The organism is Actinoplanes lobatus, assembly GCF_014205215.1.
Taxonomy (GTDB): Bacteria; Actinomycetota; Actinomycetes; order Mycobacteriales; family Micromonosporaceae; genus Actinoplanes; species Actinoplanes lobatus.
This window is the reverse complement of the sequence record NZ_JACHNC010000001.1, coordinates 8368861-8391867: the sequence shown is the minus strand read 5'-3', so window position 1 is coordinate 8391867 and position 23007 is coordinate 8368861. Positions and strand designations below refer to the sequence as shown.

Sequence of the window (23007 nt, the reverse complement as noted above, 5' to 3'; positions counted from 1 at the left end):
CCTTGTGGATGAGAAGCGGGTGATCGAAAAGGTGAAGCCAACATAGGTTAGCCTCACCTAAATTGTTCGTCATTCGCTGGGAGCGCCACACCATGCCCGACCTCCGGGATTCCGCCACCGTCTCGATCGGCACCCCGTTGGAGCACACCGGCGCGTACGTCCTCGACGCCGGGCTCCAGCCCGTGCCGTCCGGTGTGGTCGGCGAGCTGTACCTGACCGGGCCGTCGCTGGCACGTGGCTACCGGGGGCGGCCGGCGCTGACCGCCCAGCGGTTCGTGGCCGACCCGTACGGCGACCCCGGCGACCGCATGTACCGGACCGGCGACCTGGTCAAGGTCCGCCCGGACGGCGAGATCGAGTACGTGGGCCGCGCCGACCAGCAGGTGAAGGTCCGCGGTTTCCGGGTGGAGCTCGGCGAGATCGAGGCCGCCCTGTCCGCGCTGCCCGGTGTGGCCGGCGCGGCCGTCCTGGCGGTGCCCGGCCCGGTGGTCCGCCTGGCCGGTTACGTGGCGGGTGACGTCGATCCGGCCGCGCTGCGCGCCGAACTGGCCGCCACCCTGCCCGACTACCTGGTCCCGGCGGTGATCGTCCGGCTGGACCGGCTGCCGCTCACCCCGAACGGCAAGGTCGACAAGCGGGCCCTGCCCGTCGCCGAGATGCCGGTGGTCGCCGGCCGTGCCCCGGCCACCCCGCTGGAAACCGGCCTGTGCGCCTTGTTCGCCGACGTCCTCGGCCTGGACGCGGTCGGCGCCGACGACGACTTCTTCGCCCTCGGCGGCCACTCGCTTCTCGCCACCCGCCTGATCGGACGGCTCCGCGCCGATCTGGGCCGGGAGATCAGCCTGCGCGACCTGTTCGCCGCGCCCACCCCGGCCGGTGTGGCGGCCGCCTCCACCGAGCAGGCCCCGACGCGGCCCGCGCTGACCCGCCGCGACCTGCCGGAGACCGTGCCCCTGTCGTACGCCCAGCAGCGCCTGTGGTTCCTGAGCCGCCTCGACGAGGACACCACCGCGTACCACATGCCGTTGGTCGCCCGGCTCACCGGCGACCTGGACGTGCCCGCCCTGAAAGCCGCCATCGGTGATCTCGCCGACCGGCACGCCACGCTGCGCACGGTCTTCCCGGCCGGCCCAGACGGCGTCCCCTGCCAGCGCGTTCTCGGCGAGCGGCCGGTCCTGGGGCAGACCGATGACGTGGCCGCGACGATCCGCGAGCCGTTCGACCTGACCCGCGACCTGCCGCTGCGGGCCGCGCTGCGCCGGGTCGACGACACCACCCACGACCTGGTCCTGCTGCTGCACCACATCGCCGGCGACGAGTGGTCGATGAAGCCGCTGATGGCCGATCTGGCCACCGCCTACCGGGCCCGCCGCGACGGTCACGCCCCGGACTGGACGGAACTGCCCGTCTCGTACGCCGACTATGCCCTCTGGCAGCGGGAGCTGCTCGCCGCAACCGAACCCACCCAGATCGCGTTCTGGCGCGACACCCTCGCCGGCGCGCGCGATGTGATGGACCTGCCCACCGACCGGCCCCGCCCGGCCGTCGCCGGAGGCGAGGGCGCCACCGTCGGCTTCGACCTGCCCGCCGGCCTGGCCGACCGGGTCCGTGCCGCGGCCGCCGGCAGCAGCGTCTTCATGGTGCTGCACGCGGGCCTGGCCGCCCTGCTCACCCGGCTCGGCGCCGGCACCGACATCGTGGTCGGCACCCCGGTCGCCGGCCGTGGCGACACCGCCCTCGACGATCTGGTCGGCTTCTTCGTCAACACCCTCGCGCTGCGCACCGACACCTCCGGCGATCCCACGTTCGCCGAGCTGCTCGACCGGGTGCGGCAGGCCGACGTGTCCGCGTTCGATCACGCCGACCTGCCGTTCGACCGGCTCGTGGAGCGGCTGAATCCGGCGCGGTCGCTGGCATATCACCCGCTGTTCCAGACGTTGCTGGTCTACCGGGCGGGGCTGGGCGAGACCCTGGATCTGGCCGGATTGGACGCGGCCATCGAGATCACGCCGGCCGGGGATGCCAAGTTCGATCTGACGGTGAGCGTCGCCGACGGTGGCGCCGGGCAGCCGATGCACGCCGGGCTGGAGTTCCGGGCCGCGCTGTTCGACCGGGCCACCATGGAGGCGTTCGCGGACCGCTTCACCCGGCTGCTGGCCGCCGCGGTGGCCGAGCCGGACCGGCCGATCGGCGCGATCGACCTGCTCACGGCCCAGGAGCGGGAAGCCGTCCTGCACCGGTGGAACGACACGGACCGGCCGATCGTGCGGGCCACCCTGCCCGGTCTGGTCGCTGAGCGGATCGCCGCGACCCCGGACGCGCCGGCCGTCACCTTCGAGGGTTCGGCCCTCTCCTACCGGGAGTTCGGCGAGCGGGTCGATGCCCTGGCCCGCAGCCTGGTGGCCGGTGGCGCTCAGGGGCGCATCGTGGCCGTACAGATGCCCCGGTCTTTTGATCTTGTCGTTGCCCTGCATGCGGTGCAGCGGGCCGGTGGCGCGTATCTGCCGATCGACCCCGACCTGCCGGCGGACCGGATCGCGTTCATGCTGGCCGACGCCGATCCCGCGGTTATTTTGACCGAAACCGATCTTCCCGAGGCGCAAGTTGATCTTCCAGAGGTGAAACCGGAGGACCCCGCCTACCTCATCTACACCTCAGGATCGACCGGCCGGCCGAAGGGCGTGCTCGTCCCACACGTCGCCATCGTCAACCGCCTTCTGTGGATGCAGCACGAATACGGGCTCAAGGAGGGCGAGCGCGTCCTCCAGAAGACCCCGGCCGGCTTCGACGTCTCCGTCTGGGAGTTCTTCTGGCCGTTTTTGGCCGGTGCGCATCTCGTCGTGGCCCGCCCCGACGGCCACCGCGACCCCGCCTACCTGGCCGCCCTGATCCGCGACGAGCAGATCACCACGGTCCACTTCGTGCCGTCGATGCTCCAGGCGTTCCTCGCTTCGCCCGGTGCGGAGACGTGCACCGGACTACGGCGGATTGTCACGTCCGGTGAGGCCCTGCCCGCTGCCCTGGCGCAAGAATGCCTCGCCCTGCTCCCAGCCGCCAAGCTGCACAACCTGTACGGCCCCACCGAGGCCGCCGTCGACGTCACCCACTGGCCGTGCGCGCCCGGCGACCAGGTCGTACCGATCGGCCGCCCGGTCTGGAACACCCGCCTATATGTGCTGGATCGCCACCTCAAGCCGGTCCCGCCGGGCGTCCCCGGTGAGCTGTATCTGGCCGGAATCCAGTTGGCCCACGGCTATCTCGGCAGGGCCGGGCTCACCGCCGAACGGTTCGTCGCCAACCCGTTCGGTGCGGGCCGCATGTACCGCACCGGCGACCGGGCCCGCTGGCGTGCCGACGGCGCCGTCGAATACCTGGGCCGCACCGACGACCAGATCAAACTGCGCGGCTTCCGGATCGAGCTGGGCGAGATCGAGGCCGCCCTGATCGCCGCGTCCGGCGGCCCGGCCGCCGTCGCGGTCCGCAACGACATGCTGATCGGCTACACGGTCGACCCGGTCGACCTGGAACCGCTGCGCCGCACCCTGCCCGCCTACATGGTCCCGGCCGTGACCGTCCGGCTCGACGCGCTGCCGCTGTCGCCGAACGGCAAACTCGACCGCCGCGCCCTGCCCGCCCCGGCGATCACCGCGACCGGCCGCGCCCCGGAGACCCCACAGGAACGCACCCTCTGCACGATCTTCGCCGACCTGCTCGGCCTGGACACGGTCGGCGCCGACGACGACTTCTTCGCCCTCGGCGGCCACTCGCTTCTCGCCACCCGCATGGTCAGCCGGATCCGCCTCGAACTCGGCGCCGAGGTGCCGCTGCGGTCCGTTTTCGAAGCCCCGACGCCCGCCGGCCTCGCTCTGCGCCTGACGGCCGCGGGTCCGCGGCGTCCCCAGCTCCTTTCGGGGGTACGCCCGGAGCGTCTTTCCCTCTCCTCGGCTCAGCAGCGCCTGTGGTTCCTGGACCGACTGGACGGGCCGAGCGCCACCTACCACCTGCCGCTGGTGCTCAAGCTGTCCGGACCGGTCGACGTGCGGGCGCTGGCCGCCGCGATCACCGACCTGACCGTGCGCCACGAGACGCTGCGGACCGTGTTGCGCACCGAGGACGGGGAGGCGTACCAGGAGATTCTCGACCCGGTTCCGGTCACGCTGCCGGTACTGAGCCCCGGGGAGTGCGACGCGGCGGTGAACACGCCGTTCCGGCTGGACGCGGAGCCGCCGCTGCGGGCCGCGCTGATCACCGACGGGCCGGACGAGCACCGGCTGCTCCTGCTGCTGCACCACGTCGCCGGTGACGAGTGGTCGCTCGAACCGCTCTGCTCCGACCTGGCCGTGGCCTATACCGCCCGCACCGCCGGGATCGCGCCGGCCTTCACCCCGCTGCCGGTGCAGTACGCCGACTACACGCTCTGGCACACCGAACTGCTCGACGCGGTCGGCGCGGAGCAGGCCGACTACTGGACGTCGGCGCTCGACGGCCTGCCCGAGGTCCTCGAACTGCCCACCGACCGGCCCCGCCCGGCCGTCGCGTCGAATGCCGGCCGCCTGCACGGCTTCACCATCCCGGGCGACCTGCACCGCGAGCTGCGGGATCTGGCCAACAGCACCGGCACCAGCCTGTTCATGGTGCTCCAGGCCGGCCTCGGCGCGCTGCTCACCCGGCTCGGCGCCGGCACCGACCTGCCGATCGGCGTACCGGTCGCCGGGCGCGCCGACGCCGCCCTGGACCGGCTCGTCGGGTTCTTCGTCAACACCCTCGTGCTGCGCACCGACACCAGCGGAAACCCCGGCTTCCGCGAGCTGCTCGGCCGGGTCCGGGCCGTCGACCTGGCCGCGTACGACCACGCGGACCTGCCGTTCGACCGGGTCGTGGAGGCGGTCAACCCGCGCCGGTCGGCCGCCTACAGCCCGCTGTTCCAGGTGATGCTCTCCTACCAGAACGGCATGCAGCAGGCCCCGGTGCTGCCCGGCCTGACTGTCGAGATCGCCTACACCGAACCGGAGATCGCCAAGTTCGACCTGACCGTCAGCGTCGCCGAGACCCCCGGCGTGGACGGTCTGGCCGGCTACCTCGAGTACCGCACCGACCTGTTCGATCCGGCCACCGTGGCGCAGCTGGCCGACCGGTTCACACGGCTGCTCGCGGCCGCCGTCGCGGCACCTGACCAGCCCATCGGCGACCTCGACATCCTCGCGCCTGCCGAGCGGCCGGTCGCGGCGGCGCCGGTCGCGGCCGTCACCGTTCCCGAGGTGCTGGCCGCGCAGGCCCGCCGCACCCCGGACCGGACCGCTGTCACCGATGGTGAACGGGCTCTCTCCTTCGCCGAGCTGGACGTGGCCGTGGAGAGGCTCGCGACCTGGCTGCGCCGGCAGGGGGCCGGCCCGGAGAAGGTCATCGGGCTGCGCCTGCCACGCGGCGTGGACGCGGTCGTGGCGCTGCTCGGCGTGCTGCGGTCCGGGGCGGCGTCGCTGCAACTGGACCCGTCCTACCCGCAGACGCGGATCGCCGCCATGACCGCCGCCGCGAAACCGCTGCTGGTCCTGGACGCGCTGCCCGCCCTCGACGGACCGGTCGACGCGATGCCGTACCCCCACCCGGAAACGGCCGCGTACGTGATCTTCACGTCCGGGTCGACCGGCACCCCGAAGGGCGTCGTCGCCACCCACGGCAGCCTCGGCGCCCTGTACACCTCGCACGCCACCCGCCTCTTCCCGGCCGACGGGCTGCGGATCGCCCACACCGCGCCGTTCACGTTCGACTCCTCCTGGGACCCGATCCTGTGGATGGCCGGCGGCAACACCCTGCACGTCGTCGACGGCGACACCTACCGCGACCCGGAGGCGCTGCTCGCCCTGCTGCGCGCCGAACGCGTCGACTACCTCGACTTCACCCCGTCCTACCTGGCCCAGCTCGTCGCGGAGGGGCTGTTCGACGGCGACCACCACCCGGGCATCGTCACGGTCGGCGGCGAGGCCGTCCCGGCCACCCTCTGGGACCGTCTGCTGGCGCAGCCCGGCCTTCTCGCCATCAACCAGTACGGGCCCACCGAGACCACCGTGGACGGTTACGTCTGGTGGAACACCGGCGCGGCCGCCACCGCGGGCAGCGCCGTCTACGTCCTCGACGCCGCCCTGCGCCCGGTTCCGGCCGGGGTCACCGGCGAGCTGTACGTCGGCGGCGCCTCGGTGGCCCGCGGCTACCTCGGCGACCCGGCGCTCACCGCCACCCGGTTCGTGGCCGACCCGTACAGCGGCGGCCGCATGTACCGCACCGGCGACCTGGCCCGCTTCGGCTCCGACGGGGTGCTGCGCATCCTGGGCCGCGCCGACGACCAGGTGAAGATCCGCGGCTTCCGGATCGAGCCCGCCGAGATCGAGGCGGTGCTGCTCGAACACCCCGCCGTGGTCCAGGCCGCGGTCGTCATGCGCGAGGAGCGTGGCAAACAGCTTGTCGCGTACGTGGTGGGCGGCGCCGATCCGGCCACGGTGAAGACGTACGCGGCCTCGCGCCTGCCTGACTACATGGTCCCGGTCGCCGTCGTGGTGCTGGACGCGCTGCCGCGTACCGCCAACGACAAGCTGGACCGGAACGCGCTGCCCGCCCCGGACCTGGCCGTCGAGAACGCGGCCGCCGCCAGCGCCGCCGAGGCCACCCTCGCACGCCTGTTCGCCGAGGTCCTCGGGGTGCCCGGGATCGGTGTCACGGACGGGTTCTTCGACCTGGGCGGCGACAGCATCTCGTCGATCCAGCTGGTCAGCCGGGCCCGCGCCGCCGGTCTCGTGGTCACCCCGCGCGACGTGTTCACCCACCAGACGCCCCGCGCGCTGGCCGCGGTGGCACGCGAACTGGACGGCGCCCCGGTGGAGACGGCCGCGGACGCGCTCGGCGAGATCCCGGCCACCCCGATGTCGGCGTGGCTGGCGTCGCTCGGGCCGGTCACCGCCGGGTACCACCAGTCGGTGGTGCTGCGGGTGCCCGCCGGCGCCGATCTCGAAGCGGCCCTCACCGCCGTGCTGCGCCGCCACGACCTGCTCCGCGCCCGCCTCGACGGCGACACCCTGACCGTCCCGGAGAGCCTGCCCACCAACTGGTTCCGGGCCGTTCCGCTGGTGCCGACCGCCACCGAACCGCCGGCCGGCCGGTCCGGCGCGGCACCGCGTGGCCGGGCCGAGGCGATGTCGGTTGACGGCTCGGGGGTTACGCCGCGTGGCCGGGCCGGCGCGGAGTCGGTTGACGGCTCGGGGGTTACGCCGCATGGCCGGGCCGGCGCGGAGTCGGTTGACGGCTTGGGGGTTGCGCCGCGTGGCCGGGCCGGCGCGGAGCCGGGCGGCCGGTTCGAGCCGGTGTGGCAAGGGCTGGTCGATGTCGAGTCGGCGGCCGCGATCGCCCGGCTCGACCCGGGGGCCGGTCGCATGGTGCAGGCCGTCCACCTCGACCAGGGGGACGAGCCCGGTCGCCTGATTCTGGTGATCCATCACCTGGTCGTGGACGGTGTCTCCTGGCGGATCATCCTGGACGACCTGCGGGCCGCCTGCGCGGGGACCACGCTGCTGCGGTCGGGGACCTCGTTCCGGAGGTTCGCGCAGGCCCAGGCAGACGGGGACCGGTCGGCCGAGCTGCCGTACTGGCGGTCGGTGCCGGCCGGGGACGAGCCACTGCTCGGATCACGGCCGCTGGACCCGGGGCTGGACACCACCGTCACCTCCCGCGAGCTCACCCTCACACTGCCCGCCGCGGTGACCGGGCCGCTGCTCGGCACGGTGGCCGCCGCCTTCCACGCCGGGGCCAACGACGTGCTGCTCACCGGGCTCACCCGGGCCGTGCAGGGGTGGCGGGGGAGTGCGGACGCACTGATCGACCTGGAGGGTCACGGCCGCGAGGTGGACGGGCTCGACGCGACCGTGGGCTGGTTCACGACGGTCTACCCGGTCCGGCTCTCCGCCGGTGGGGACGCGGCCACGAGTCTGAAATCCGTGAAAGAGCAGCTTCGCGCCGTACCAGAGAACGGTATCGGGTTCGGGCCTCTGCGGTGGCTCTCGGGTGAGCTTGCCGATGTGCCCGCTCCGCAGATCGGTTTCAACTATCTGGGGCGGATGCCGGCGCCGGAGGACGTCGATTTCGGGGTGGCGCCGGAGCGTGCCGCCGCCGGTGGGTCGCCGGACATGCCGTTGCCGCACGCCGTCGAGGTGAACGCCGCGACCGTGGGTGGTGAGCTGCGGGCGACCTGGACGTGGGCCGGTGGTGTTCTCGCCAAGGCCGACGTGCGGGCGCTGGCCGAGGCGTGGTTCGCCGAGCTGACCGAAATCGCACAGCTCACCGAGGGTGGGCTGACGCCGTCCGACGTGACCGCCGACGTCACCCAGGGTGATCTGGATGCCCTCGGTGGTGGGCTGGTCGACGTGTGCCCGCTGTCGCCGTTGCAGGAGGGCATGCTCTTCCACTCCGAGTTCGACGCGGACGCGCCCGATGTCTATCTGAGCCAGCTCGCCATCGATCTGGCCGGGCCGTTGGATGTGGCGGCGCTGCGGCGGGCCGTGGACACGCTGTTCGTGCGGCACGCCAATCTGCGGGCCTGGTTCGGGCGGACTGGCGACGGGCGGGCGGTCGCCGCGATTCCGGCCACCGTGGACGTGCCGTGGCTGGAGGCCGACTTCGACGCTCGCTTCGAGGAACGCGACCGAGGCCGCAAGTTCGACATCACCCGGGCGCCGCTGGCCCGGTTCGCGCTGCTGCGGCAGGGTGTGGACCGGCACCGGCTGCTGTTCAGCAACCACCACGTGCTGCTCGACGGGTGGTCCACGCCGGTGCTGCTCGGCGAGCTGTTCGACCTGTACCGGGGGCGGAGTCTGCCCGCCGCCCCGCAGTACCGCGACTATCTGCGATGGCTTTCCGGCACCGACCGGGAGGCCTCGCGGCAGGCGTGGCGGGCCGCGCTCGAGGACGTCACCCCCACCCTCGTGTCCGGGCCGGCGAACGCTCGCGTGGCGATTCTGCCCGGTACCGTCACGGTTTCGGTCGACGGGGAGCGGCTGTCGGCCGCGGCCCGGCGGCTCGGCGTCACCCTCAACACCGTTGTCCAGGGCGCCTGGGCTCTTCTGGTCGGGCAGCTCACCGGCAGTAGCGACGTGGTGTTCGGGGCCACGGTGTCCGGGCGGCCCGCCGAGGTGCCCGGTGTCGAGACGATGGTCGGGCTGTTCATCAACACCGTGCCCGTGCGGATCCGGATCGATCCGGCCGAGACGCTCGGCCAGCTGTTGCGGCGGGTTCAGGGCGAGCAGGCGGTTCTGCTCGACCACCAGCACCTCAGCCTCGCCGAGGTCCAGCGTCTCGCCGGGGAGGGGGACCTGTTCGACACGCTCGCCGTGTTCGAGAACTACCCGTACGACCCGGAGAAGGCCGCCGAGACCGTCGCCGGGCTGACCATCGGCGCTGTCGCCGGGCGCGACGCCACCCACTATCCGCTGAACGTCACCGTCACCCCGGGTGACGGGCTTCAGGTGCACCTCGACTACCGGCCGGACTGCTTCTCCCGTGACGAAGCCGGAGACATCGCCGGGCGGCTCGCCGCCCTTCTCGGCACGATCGGTGCGGACACCGGGCGGCTGGTCGCCGCGACCAGCGTCGTCACCGCCGACTCGGCCCAGCACGGCCACCCCGCGCAACCGCTCACGCCGGTCGCCGCGTTGCCGTCTTCGCAGGCTGCTGTGCCGCCGTCCTCGCCGGCTGCTGTGCCGCCGTCCTCGCCGGCCGCTGCGTTGCCGTCCTTGCCGGTTGCCGCGTTGCCGCCCTCGCCGGCCGGCGCGCGGCCGTTCACGCCGATCACCTCGTGTCTGGCCGAGCACACCGGCACCGCCGTCGTCGGGCCGGACCGGACGCTCACCTTCGCCGAACTCGACGCCGCATCCAACCGGGTCGCCAACACGCTGCTCGCACTGGGCGCCGGGCCGGAGACCGTGGTGGCGCTGCGGCTGCCGCGCGGCGCGGACGCGATCGTCGCCCTGTTCGGCGTGCTCAAAGCCGGTGCGACCGCGCTGCCGATCGACGCCGCCTACCCGGCCGACCGGGTGGCGCTCATGCTCGCCGACGCGCGGCCGGTGGTCACCCTCGACGCGCTGCCGTCCGGCGGCGCGGCAACGCCACCGCCGGTTTCGCTGGAATCCGGCCAGGCGGCCTACATCATCTACACCTCGGGATCCACCGGTACGCCGAAGGGCGTCGTCGTCAGCCACGGCTCCATCGCGAACCTTCTCGCCGGGCACCGCCGTGACCTTTTCCCGTCGGCCGGCCGACTTCGGGTCACGCACACCGCGTCGTTCGGGTTCGACGCCTCCTGGGACCCGATCCTGTGGATGCTCGCCGGGCACGAGCTGCACGTCCTCGACGACTACGCCGACCCCGACGTGTTCCTCGCCCACCTGCGTGAACACCGGATCGACGGGATCGACTTCACCCCCGCCTACCTGGAACAACTCGTCGACCGGGGCCTGCTCACCGGGCCCGGCCACGTGCCGTCCGTGGTGTCGGTCGGTGGCGAGGCGGTGCCGCCGGGTCTGTGGCGGACGCTGCTCGACGCCGGTGTTCGGGCCGTCAACCTGTACGGGCCGACGGAGTACACGGTCGACGCGTACCAGTGGACCGCCGACGGTGGCACGCCCATCGCCGGGACCACCGTGCGGGTTCTCGACGCCGCGCTGCGCCCGGTGCTGCCCGGTGTGACCGGCGAGCTGTACCTGACCGGTCCCGGTCTGGCCCGCGGCTACCTCAACCGGCCCGGCCTGACCGCCGAGCGCTTCGTCGCCGACCCGTACGGCTCCGGCCGCATGTACCGCACCGGCGACCTGGCCCGCTTCACCGACGGCCGGTTCGAACTGCTCGGCCGCGCCGACGACCAGGTCAAGATCCGTGGCTACCGGATCGAGCTGGGCGAGGTCGAGGCGGCACTGGCCGCCCTACCTGGCGTGATCCAGGCGGTCGCCATGGTTCGCGAAGACCATCCCGGGGTACGGCGACTCGTCGGCTACGTCGTCGGATCCGCCGATGTGGACCTGCTGCGCGACCGGCTGCCCGACTACATGGTCCCGTCCGCGACCGTCACCCTCGACGCGTTCCCGCTCACCCCGTCCGGCAAGGTGGACCGTCGTGCCCTGCCCGCCCCGGCGCAGCCGGTCAGCGCGTCCCGTTCGCCGTACACCGACGCCGAACGCCTGATCCAGACCCTGGTCGGCGAGGTGCTCGGGGTGCCCGCCGGGATGAGCGACAGCTTCTTCGACCTCGGCGGCGACAGCATCTCGTCGATCCAGCTGGTCAGCCGGGCCCGCGCGGCCGGGCTCATGCTCACCCCGCGACAGGTCTTCGAGGAACGTACGGTCGAGGCGCTCGCCGCCGTCGCCGTCCCGGTCACCGCCGACCGGGCTGAGCCACGCGACGCGGCCTACGGCAGGATTCCGGCCACCCCGATCATCCGGTGGCTGCGCGACCTGACCGGCGGCGACGTCGCTCTGGCCACCGCCTACAGCCAGGAGATCCTGGTCCACCTGCCCGACGGCCTGCCCGACGACACCTTGCGGTCGGCCCTCCAGGCGGTCTACGACGCACACGACCTGTTGCGCGCCGGCCTCACTGATGGCTGGGACCTGTCGGTGCCCCCGCCCGGTGCCGCTGTCCCGTTCCGGGTGGGCGGTGCCGATGTGGCCACCGAGTTGACGGCCGCCCAGCAGCGCCTCGACCCGGCCGCCGGCCGCATGTTCGAGGCCGTCCGCCTACGGCTGAATGAAGGCGACCGCCTGCTTCTGGTCATCCACCACCTGGTCGTCGACGAGGTGTCCTGGCGCATCCTGCTCCCCGACCTGGCCGCAGCCTGCGAGGGCCATCCGGTCACCCCGGCCGGCACCTCCTTCCGCCGCTGGACCACCCTCCTCCAGACCCGCAACAAGGCCCTCTCACCGGCCGGCAGGAATGGCGATGCCCCGGTCGGCGGTAGTGGCGATGCCCCGGCCGGCGGTGATGGCCGGGCCCCGGCTCGTCGTGGTGGTGTTCTGGCCGGCCACGACGAGGGTTCTTCCGTCGGGCCCGACCGCCGTCCCGGGGATGGGGGTGGCAAGGCCGAGGCCCGCCTGTGGGCGGCCGCGGCGGCCGCCGCGGCCCCGATCGGCGACCGCCCGCTCGACCCGGCTGTGGACACCACCGCCACGCTGCGGCGGCTGGAGATCCGTGTTCCGGCGGAGCCGCTGCTGTCGGTGGTGCCGGTGGCGTTCCACGGCAACCCGGAGGATGTGCTGCTCACCGGGCTTGCCCGGGCGTTGCCCGGTTGGCGGCGGGCGTATGGCTACGGCGACGACACCGTGTCCGTGGTGGATCTGGAGAGCCACGGCCGCGCGGATCTTCCACACGCCGACACGGCCCGGACGGTCGGCTGGTTCACCAGCCTCTACCCGGTTCTGCTCGACCCGGGCAGTGGGGACGCCGCCGCATCGCTGAAGCGGATCAAGGAGCAGCTGCGGGCCGTACCGGATCGGGGTGTCGGTTTCGACGGCGGCAGCACCGGGCCGATCTGCTTCAACTACCTCGGGCGGGCCGGGTCGAACACCGGCGAGCCGTGGTCGCCCGCGCCGGAGTCCTCCCGGTTGCGGGGCGGCGCGCGGGAGCTGCCCGTGGCGTACCCCCTCGAAGTGAACGCCGACATCCGCGACGGCGACCTCGTCGCCGTGCTGACCTGGCCCGATGGGGTTTTGACCGAGGCCGCGGTCGCCGACCTGGCCGAGCGCTGGAAGGACGCCCTGCGTGAGCTGGCGGCCGTCGAACGAGGTGGCCGAACCCCCTCCGACCTGCCGCTGGTGAGCCTCACCCAGGCCGAGATCGACGAAATCGAGGCCGCCCACCCGGATCTCGCCGACGTACTCCCGCTGTCGCCGCTCCAGCAGGGCATGGTCTTCCACACCCTGCTCGACGACTCCGGCCCGGACGTCTACGTCACCGAGCTGACCATCGACCTTTCCGGCCCGCTCGACGAGGACCGGCTGCGCGCCGCCCTCGACACCGTCCTGGCCCGCCACGAGAACCTGCGGATCGCCGTGCATCGCACGGCCTCCGGCTCGGTCGTCGCCGTCGTCCCGCGAACCGCCACGGTGCCGTGGTCGGACACCGTCCCGGACCGCTTCGATCTGGCCACCGCCCCGCTGATCCACGCCAGCCTGTCCGAAAGCGGCGGCACCAACGCTGCCGCGCCGGCGGCAATGGCCGGAAGCGCCGGCACCCGCGGTTCCACGCCGGCGGCAGTGGCCGGAAGCGCCGGCACCGGCGACGCCGTGACGGCGGCCGGGCGGCGGCTCACCATCACCAGCCATCACCTGCTGCTGGACGGATGGTCGACGCCGCTGTTCATCGGGGAGCTGATGGCCGCCTACCAGGGTGGCGACCTGCCGACGGTCGCGCCGTTCCGGCGGTATCTGTCCTGGTTGAACGAGCAGGACCCGCAAGTATCCCGCCAGGCGTGGCAGCTGGCGCTGGACGGCGCCGAACCGTGTCTCGCGGCCGCCGCCGGGCACCGCGAGCCGATCCACCCGGCCGAGATCACCGTCGGACTGGACGTGGCGCTCGACGCCGCGGCCCGCGCCCTCGGCGTCACCATGAACACCGTCGTACAGGGCGCCTGGGCCATGCTGCTGGCCGGGCTCACCGGCCGCGACGACGTCATCTTCGGCGCGACCGTCTCCGGCCGCCCGCCGGAGGTGGACGGCGTCGAGCGGATGATCGGCCTGTTCATCAACACCGTCCCGGTACGGGTGCGCCTGCACCCGGGCGAGACCCTCGCCCAGCTGCTCACCCGCATCCAGGCCGAGCAGGCCGCTCTCACCGCCCACCATCATGTCGGCCTCACCGAGATCCAGCGGCTGGCCGGCGCGGGCGAGCTCTTCGACACCCTGGCCGTGTTCGAGAACTACCCGTTCGACCCGGACGAGGCGGCCCGCGACGCCGACGGCCTCACCATCACCGGCGTGGGCGGCAGCGACGCCACCCACTACCCGCTGAGCCTCTCGGTGATTCCCGCCGAAACCCTGGAACTGCACCTGGAATACCGCCCGGACTGCTTCACGGCCGAGCGGGTCACCGAGGTGGGGGAGCGGCTCGCCCAGCTGCTCACCGCCTTCGCGACCGAAGCGGACCAGTTGGTCGGCCGAGTGCCCAACCCGGGTGCGGCGGCGCCCGTGACCGGCCAGGAGGTCGGCGAGAAACCGCTGCTGCCGACCGTTTTCGCCACCACGGTGGCCGAGAACCCGGACGTGGCCGCACTCGTCGCGGGGCAGACGCGATTGACGTTCGCGCAGCTCGACGCGGCGTCGAACCGGCTGGCGAGGTGGCTGATCGCCCAGGGCGCCGGGGCGGAGACGTACGTGGGTCTGCGGCTGCCCCGCGACGAGTCCTACGTGATCGGCCTGCTGGCCGTGCTCAAGTCGGGCGCGGCCGCCCTGCCGATCGACACCACCTATCCGGCCGACCGGGTCGCGCTCATGCTGGACGACACCCGCCCGGTCGTGGTCCTGGACGAAGACGGGCTGCCCGACCTGGACGGCTACGACGGGGGCCCGCTGACGACCCGTATCGACCCGCGCCAGACCGCGTACGCCATCTTCACCTCCGGCTCCACCGGCCGCCCGAAGGGTGTGGCGGTCACGCACGCCGCCATCGCCAACCTGCTCGCCTCGCACCGCGCGGGCGTGTTCACCGAACAGCGACTGGCGATCGCCCACACCACCTCGTTCTCGTTCGACGCGGCCTGGGACCCGATCCTGTGGCTGTTCGCCGGCCACGAGCTGCATGTGCTCACCGACGACGTCTACCGCGACCCCGAGTCGATGGCGGCCTACGTGGACACGCACCGGATCGGCTACCTCGACTTCACCCCGGCCCACCTGGGCCAGCTGCTCACCGCGGGCCTGCTGGGCGAGGGCCGGCACCGCCCGAGTGTGGTGTCGGTCGGCGGCGAGGCCGTCCCGGACTCCCTGTGGCGGCGGCTGACCGCGATCGACGGCCTGACCGTCAACAACCTGTACGGCCCCACCGAGTACACCGTCGACGCCTGGCACTGGCAGTCGACCGGCCTGTCCCGGCCGATCGGCGGCACCCGCACGTACATCCTGGACGGCGCGCTGCGGCCGGTCCCGCCGGGCGTGCCGGGCGAGCTGTACCTGGCCGGCGCCGGTCTGGCCCGTGGCTACCTGAACCCGGCCCGCACCGCCGAACGGTTCGTCGCCGACCCGTGGCAGACCGGCGAGCGGATGTACCGTACCGGCGATCTGGCCATGTGGGAGCCGGAGGGCAACCTCAGACTGCTGGGCCGGACCGACGACCAGGTGAAGATCCGTGGCTACCGGATCGAGCTGGGCGAGGTGGAGGCCGCCCTGGCCGCGCTGCCCGGCGTGGACCAGGCGGTCGTGGTGGTTCGCGCCGAGGGTGCCCGCCGCCTGATCGGCTACGTGACGGGCGAGGCCGCCGGCGTACGTGAACGGCTCGCCGCCACGCTGCCCGACTACATGGTTCCGGCGGTGATCGTCCGCCTCGACGAGCTGCCGCTGACGGTCAGCGGCAAGGTCGACCGGGCCGCGCTGCCGGTGCCCGATGTGGTTCTCGCCAACCGGAAGAAACCCACGACCGCAGCCGAGCGGATCCTGTGCGACCTGTTCGCCCAGCTCCTCGGCCTGGAGTCGGTCGGCGCCGACGACGCGTTCTTCGACCTGGGCGGCGACAGCATCTCGTCGATCCAGCTGGTCAGCCGGGCCCGCGCGGCCGGGCTGGCGATCACCCCGCGGCAGGTGTTCGACCACCGCACCCCGGCCGGGCTGGCCGCGGTGGCCGGCGCGGTCCGTGACGACGCCGAGCCGCGCGCCGAGGCGTTCGGCGAGGTGCCGTTCACGCCGATCATGCACTGGCTGCACGAGCTGGGCGCGGGCACGCGCGGTTTCAGCCAGGCGGTGATGGTCTCCTGCGAGGGCCAGAACCTGGCGCCCGCCCTGCAAAGTGTCCTGGACACGCACGACCTGCTGCGCGCCCGCACCGACGGCACCCGCCTGATCGTGCCGCCGCCGGGCGCGACGAAGGCCGAGGACGTGCTCAGCGACGGGACGGGCGACTGGGCCGCCGACGCCCGCCGCGCCCAGGCGGAACTGGACCCGGCCGCCGGGATCATGCTGCGTGCCGTCCACGGCGACGGCCGCCTGCTGCTGGTCGCCCACCACCTGGTCGTGGACGCGGTGTCGTGGCGGATCCTGCTGCCGGACCTTGCGGCCGCCCAGGCCGGCCGGCGTCTGGAGCCCGCCCCGACGTCGTTCCGCCGCTGGTCGCGCCGTCTGTCCGCGGAGGCCGCGAGCCGGCGGGGCGAGATCGGAGCGTGGCGGCGCGTTCTCGCCGGTGACAACACCCCATTGGGCGTACGCCCACTCGGGCCCCAGGACACCACGGCCACCATGCGTCACCTGCGCCGGACACTGACCGGGGCGGCGCCGCTGCTCACCACGATCCCGGCCGCGGTGCACGGCAACGTGGACGACGTGCTGCTGACCGCCCTGGCCGAGGCGTTCGGCCGCCCGTCGATCCTGGTCGACCGGGAGACCCACGGCCGCGAGGACCTGGGCCTGGACACCTCCCGTACGGTCGGCTGGTTCACCAGCGTCCACCCGGTCCGCATCTCCGCCGGCGGCTCGGTCAAGCGGGTCAAGGAGGAACTGCGGGCCGTCCCCGGCTCGGGTATCGGCTACGGGCTGCTCCGCTACCTGGACGGCGAACTGGCCGGCACCGCCCAGCCGCAGATCGCCTTCAACTACCTGGGCCGGGCCGTGGCCGCCACCGACGGCAGCCAGGGCGACGGCGGCGCCGACGCCGACATGCCGGCCACCCACGTCATCGAGATCAACGCGGAGGCGTCCCCGGACGGCACCGAACTGGTCGCCGACTGGTCCTGGCCGGACGGCGTGCTCACCGAGGAGCAGGTCGCCGCCTACGCCGACGCCTGGTTCACGGCGCTGCAAAGGCTGGGCGGCGAACACGGCCACACCCCGTCCGACTTCCCGCTGGTCAGAACGGGCCAGGCGGAGATCGACCGCCTCGAAGCCGGCTACCCCGGGTTCGCCGACCTGCTGCCCGCCTCGCCGTTGCAGGAGGGCCTCGCCTACCACGCCGAGCTGGGCGCCGACGTCTACACCGTGCAGCTCGCCTTCGACCTGGAGGGCGAGGTCGACGGGGCGCGACTGCGCACGGCCGCCCGCGATCTGCTGCGGGCCCACCCCAACCTGGCCGCCGGCTTCCTCCAGGGCGAGCACGGCCTGCTCGCTGTGATCCCGGCCGACCCGGAGCCCGCGTGGCGGGAACTCGACGCACCCACGGATACCGACTGCGACCGGGCGGCCGAGGAGGACCGCGCGCCGTTCGACCTGGCCGCGCCGCCACTGTTCCGGTTCACCCTGCTGCGGCGGGGCCCGGGACGCAGCCGCCTGCTGATCTCCAACCACCACATCCTGCTCGACGGATGGTCCACACCGCTGCTGGTCGGCGACCTGTTCGCCCGGTACGCCGGACAGCGCCCGGCCGCGGTCACCCCGTACCGGGAGTATTTGACGTGGCTGGCCGGGCAGGACCCGGCGGCGGCGCACGCGGCCTGGGCCGACGCACTGGAAGGCCTGGACCGGCCCACCCGGGTCGCCCCGGACACGCCGCCCGCGCCGACCGTGCAGGAGCAGCACGAGGTGACGCTGCCGGAGGAGCTGACCGCGGCCCTGACGGGCTGGGCCCGGACCCGCGGGCTCACCCTGAACACCGTGGTCCAGGGCATGTGGGCGCTGCTGCTCGGCCAGCTCACCGGTCAGGACGACGTGGTATTCGGCACCACCGTGTCCGGTCGCCCGGGTGGTCTGCCCGGCGTCGAGGACATGATCGGCCTGTTCATCAACACCGTTCCGGTACGCGTGCGCCTGCACCCGGACCGCACGGTCGGCGACTATCTGGACACGGTCCAGCGGGAACAGTCCCGGCTTCTCGACCACCAGCATCTCGGCCTGGCCGAAATCCAGCGGATCGCCGGATCGGGGGAGCTGTTCGACACCCTCGCCGTGTTCGAGAACTACCCGTTCGACGCCGAGAAGGCGCGGCAGACGTTCGCCGGGCTGCGGATCACCGGGGTCGTCGACGAGGACACCACCCACTATCCGCTGGCCCTGGCCGTGAACCCGGGCGACCGTCTGGTGCTGCAACTGCGGTACCGGGCCGACGTGTTCACCGCGGCCGAGGTGGCGGTGCTCGGCGAGCGGCTGCACGCCCTGTTCCGTGCGGTCCCGGACGCCACCGCCACCCCGATCGGCCGGTTGTCGCTGCTCACCGTCGCCGAGTCGGCCGACCTGGCCGGGTTCACCGGCCGGGCCGGCGGCTACGAGCCGCGGACGGTCGCCGAACTGTTCGCCGCCCACCAGCGGCCGGACGAGATCGCCGTGGTCTGCGAGGACCGGCGGCTCACCTACGCCGAACTGGACGCCGCCTCCAACCGGCTGGCCCGGGTGCTGCGCGGCCACGGCGCCGGCCCGGAGCGGACCGTGGCGCTGGCCCTGCCCCGTGACGTCGAGATGGCGGTCGCGGTGCTGGCCGTCGCCAAGGCGGGCGCCGCGTACCTGCCGATCGACCCGGCCTACCCGGCCGCCCGGATCGCGCACATGCTCGACGACGGCTGCCCGGTCGTCGGCCTGGCCACCCGGGCCACCGCGGCGGCGCTGCCCGGCGTCGAGACGCTGCTCATGGACGACCTCGACGAGACCGACGACAGCCCGCTCGACATCCACGTGGATCCGCGGAATCCGGCGTACGTGATCTACACGTCCGGGTCGACCGGCCTGCCGAAGGGCGTCGTCGTCACCCACGAGGGCGTGGCCGCACTGCTCGCCACCGCACGCGAGTCGTTCGGCGTGGACGAGAACTCGAGGGTGCTCCAGTTCGCGTCGATCAGCTTCGACCTGGCGTTCTTCGAGCTGGCGATGGGCCTGCTCACCGGCGCTCGGTCGATCATCGTGCCGTCCGCGCGGCGGGTGGCGGACAAGGCGCTCACCGACTACATCGCGTCGAACGGGGCCACCCACATCGCGTTGCCGCCCGCGGTGCTCGGCGCGCTGCCGCCGGACGCCGAACTGCCCGCCGGGGCCGTGCTGCTGTGCGGAACCGAGGCGGTCACCCCGGAACTGGCCAGGCGGTGGGGTGAGCGGATGCGGTTCATCGACGCCTACGGGCCGACCGAGGCGACCGTCAACTCCACCCTGTGGGAGTACCGGCGCGGCTGGGACGGCGCCCGCGTGCCGATCGGCGTCCCCGACCCGGGGACGACCGCGTACATCCTGGACAAGGCCCTGCGGCCGGTCCCGGTGGGCGTCCAGGGCGAGCTCTATCTGGGTGGTCCCGGTCTGGCCCGGGGGTACGCGGGACGCCCGGCCCTGACGGCGGAACGGTTCATCGCGAACCCGTGGGAGCCCGGTCAGCGGATGTACCGCACCGGCGACGTGGTGTCCTGGCGAGAAGACGGGAACATCGACTTCTTCGGCCGTTCCGACGACCAGATCCAGTTGCGCGGCTTCCGGGTCGAACTCGGCGAGATCGAGGCGGCCCTCGCAGAGCAGCCGGAGGTACGCCAGGCGGCCGTGATCCTGCGCACCGACCACGGCATCAAACGGCTCGTCGGCTACGTGGTCCTCGACCACCCGGCCGATGACCTGCGCGAACGGCTCGCCGCCACCCTGCCGGAGCACATGGTTCCGGCGGCCGTGGTCGAGCTGGACGCGCTGCCGCTCACCCCGAACGCCAAGCTGGACCGCAGGGCGCTGCCCGCGCCCGAGTTCACCGTGGGCGGCAGCGGACGGCCGCGCACCGCCACCGAACGCCTGGTCTGCGGCGTGTTCGCCGAGGTGCTGGGCCTGGAACAGGTCGGTGTCCAGGACGGCTTCTTCGACCTGGGCGGGCACTCGCTGCTGGTGGTGCGGGTCCAGATGGCGATGCAGGGCGTGGTGACGGTGCCGGACATCATCGCCAACCCGACCCCGGCCGCCCTCGCGCGGCTGATCGACTCCGGCGCCGAACCGGGGGCCGCGCTGCGCCCGCTGCTGCCGCTGCGACCCACCGGCGAGGGGGAGCCGCTGTTCTGCGTGCACCCGGCCGCCGGGCTGGGCTGGTCGTTCGCCGGTCTGGCCCGGTACACGAGACGGCCCGTCTACGCGTTGCAGGCCCGCAGCCTGACCGAACCCGGGCACACGCCCACCGCCGAGGAGATGGCCGCCGACTATCTGGCGCTGATCCGCGAGATCCAGCCACAGGGCCCGTACCACCTGGCCGGCTTTTCGCTGGGCGGGACGGTGGCGCACCTGATGGCCACCGAGCTGCGCCGCGCCGGGCAGGACGTGCGCCTCGCCCTGCTCGACGCGTACCCCGGAAAGGGCGGGGAGACCGGCCCGGCGGCCGGCGACGGCCTGGACTTCCTGCTCGCCCTGTCCGACCTGGACGCCTTGCCGGCGGACCGCGACGAGGCGTTCGCCGCGCTCAGCGGCTCGGGGGTCCTGGCCGGACTCGGACGGCCCGCGCTGGAGGCGATCGAGGCCAACCTCGCGGCCGCAGGCGGGCAGGTCAACGGCGCCACGCTGGGCTTCTTCGACGGCGAGTTGCTGCTGTTCACGGCGGCGAACGAGGAGACCGACGACGCATTCCGGGCGGACGCCTGGGAGGCGCACGCCGCGACGGTACGGGCGGTGCCCGTGCCCTGCACCCACGACGAGATGACCGACCCGGCCGCGCTCGCGCTGATCGGCCCGGAGCTGGCGAACACCTGGGAGAACCACCGATGACCGAACACCTGCGGCTGTCCCCGGCCCAGTCCCCGCTCTGGTACGCCCAGCAGCTCGACCCGGCCAGCCCGGTCTACAACACCGCCGACTACGTGCGGATCGAGGGCCCGCTCGACGTGGCGCGATTCGAGGCGGCCGTCCGGCAGGCGGTCGGCGAGGCGGAGTCGCTGCACACCCGGTACGGCTCCGACGACGCCGGCCCGTGGCAGGTGATCGACCCGCGGCCGTTCCCGTTCCCGGTCCGCGAGTGCGGCGAGGACGAGGCGCTCGCCTGGATGCGGGCGGACGTCCGTACCTCGGTGGACCTGGCCGAGGGCCCGCTGTTCGCGCAGGCGCTGTTCCAGGTCGGCCCGCGGACGTGGCTGTGGCACCAGCGGATCCACCACATCGCCATCGACGGGTTCGCGTTCTCGATGCTGGCCCGCCGGGTCGCCGACCTGTACACGATGGGGGAGGGGCGGCCGTTCCGCCCGTTCGTGACCGTTCTCGAGGTGGCCGACGCCTATCTCGTCTCCCCGAAGCACCCGGCCGACCGGGAGTTCTGGCGCGGTTACCTGGACGGGATGCCGGAGCCGGCCGCGCTGGCCGCCCCGGCGCCGGTCGCCGACCACACGGTCCGGGCGGTCACCCGGATCGGCCCCGAGCGGGCCGCCGAGTTGAAGGGCCTCGGCGTCGGCTGGCCGGAGCTGTTCGCCGCGGCCACCGCGGCCTACCTGCACCGGATGACCGGTACGACGGAGGCCGTCCTCGGCCTGCCGGTGATGGGCCGCCTCGGCACTCCGCTGCTGCGGGTCCCGGCGATCGTGATGAACATCGTGCCGCTGCGGGTGCCGGTCCGCCCCGACCAGACGCTGCCCGGCCTGGCCCGGCAGATCGCCGCCGAGATCAGACGGTCCCGGCCGCACCACCGCTACCGGCACGAGCAGATGCGGCGTGACCTGGGGCTGGTCGGCAGCGACCGGCGGCTGTTCGGGCCGGTGGTCAACGCCATGCCGTTCGACAACGACCTGCGCTTCGGCACCGCGGCCGGCACCATGCACAACATCTCGGCCGGGCCGGTCGAGGACCTGGCGCTGGGCATCCGCGACTTCGGCGACGGCACCGGGATGAGCCTGGAGGTGGACGGCAACCCGGCCCGGTACACGGAGTCCGGCCTGGCCGGTCATCTGGACCGGCTGCTGCGCCTGCTCGCCGAGCCGGAGACGCCGCTGGGCCGGCTACGGCTGGGCCCGGCGGTCGTGCCGCGCCGTCCGGTGTGGCGGGATCGCGACGCCACACCGGTTCTGGACCGGATCGCCCGGCAGGTGGAGGCGACGCCGGACGCGGTGGCGGTCGAGCAGGGCGGGACGCGCTACACGTACGCCGAATTGTGGGCGAGAGCCGGCGCCGTCGCCGCCGACCTGGCCCATCGCGGGGTGGAAGCGGACAGCCTGGTCGCGGTGCGGATGCGGCGTGAGCCGGACGCCGTCGTCGCGATCCTGGGCGTGCTGCTGGCCGGTGCGGCGTATCTGCCGATCGACCCGGACGGTCCGGCGGGACGCAACACGGATGTGCTGGCGGACGCGCGACCGCTCTTGATCATGGAGGAGGTCGCCGGCGGGAAGGCGGTGGTCCGCCGGAACGTGCCGGAGGACGCGCTCGCGTACGTGATCTACACCTCCGGGTCGACCGGCCGGCCGAATGGCGTGGAGATCAGCCGCGGGGCGCTGTCGCATTTCGTAGCGGCCGCCACCTGTCGGTACGGATTCACCGACCGTGACCGGGTGCTCCAGTTCGCGGCCCTCCACTTCGACGCCAGTGTGGAGGAGATCTTCGGCACTCTCTCGACCGGTGGGACGCTGGTGCTGCGCGAGCCCGAGATGCACGCCTCGGCCGAGACGTTCCTGCGGGCGTGCGGCGAGCTGCGACTCACCGTGCTCGACCTGCCGACCGCGTTCTGGCACGAACTGGTGCACGCCCTCACCACTCAGGACATCAGGGTCCCGGATTCGGTACGCACGGTGATCATCGGGGGTGAGGCGGCGCTGCCGGACCGGGTCGCGGCATGGCAGCAGATTGCCCCGAATGTCCAGCTCTTCAACACCTACGGGCCGACCGAATCCACTGTGGTGGCCACCTCCGCGTCGATCGGACGTTAGGT

2 protein-coding genes are annotated in these 23007 nt (G+C 73.1%); both read left to right on the top strand.

The genetic code is table 11. The annotated features are described in order from the left end of the window. The first annotated feature begins 62 nt into the window (after window positions 1-62). On the top strand, window positions 63-20867 hold the full coding sequence (locus tag BJ964_RS38350) for a non-ribosomal peptide synthase/polyketide synthase (protein WP_188125233.1): 20805 nt from the start codon (window positions 63-65) through the stop codon (window positions 20865-20867). Then, a complete protein-coding gene (locus BJ964_RS38345; RefSeq protein ID WP_188125232.1) occupies window positions 20864-23005 on the top strand; it encodes an AMP-binding protein in 2142 nt (713 codons plus the stop codon). The genes BJ964_RS38350 and BJ964_RS38345 overlap by 4 nt, the downstream gene beginning before the upstream one ends. Window positions 23006-23007: the final 2 nt, after the last annotated feature.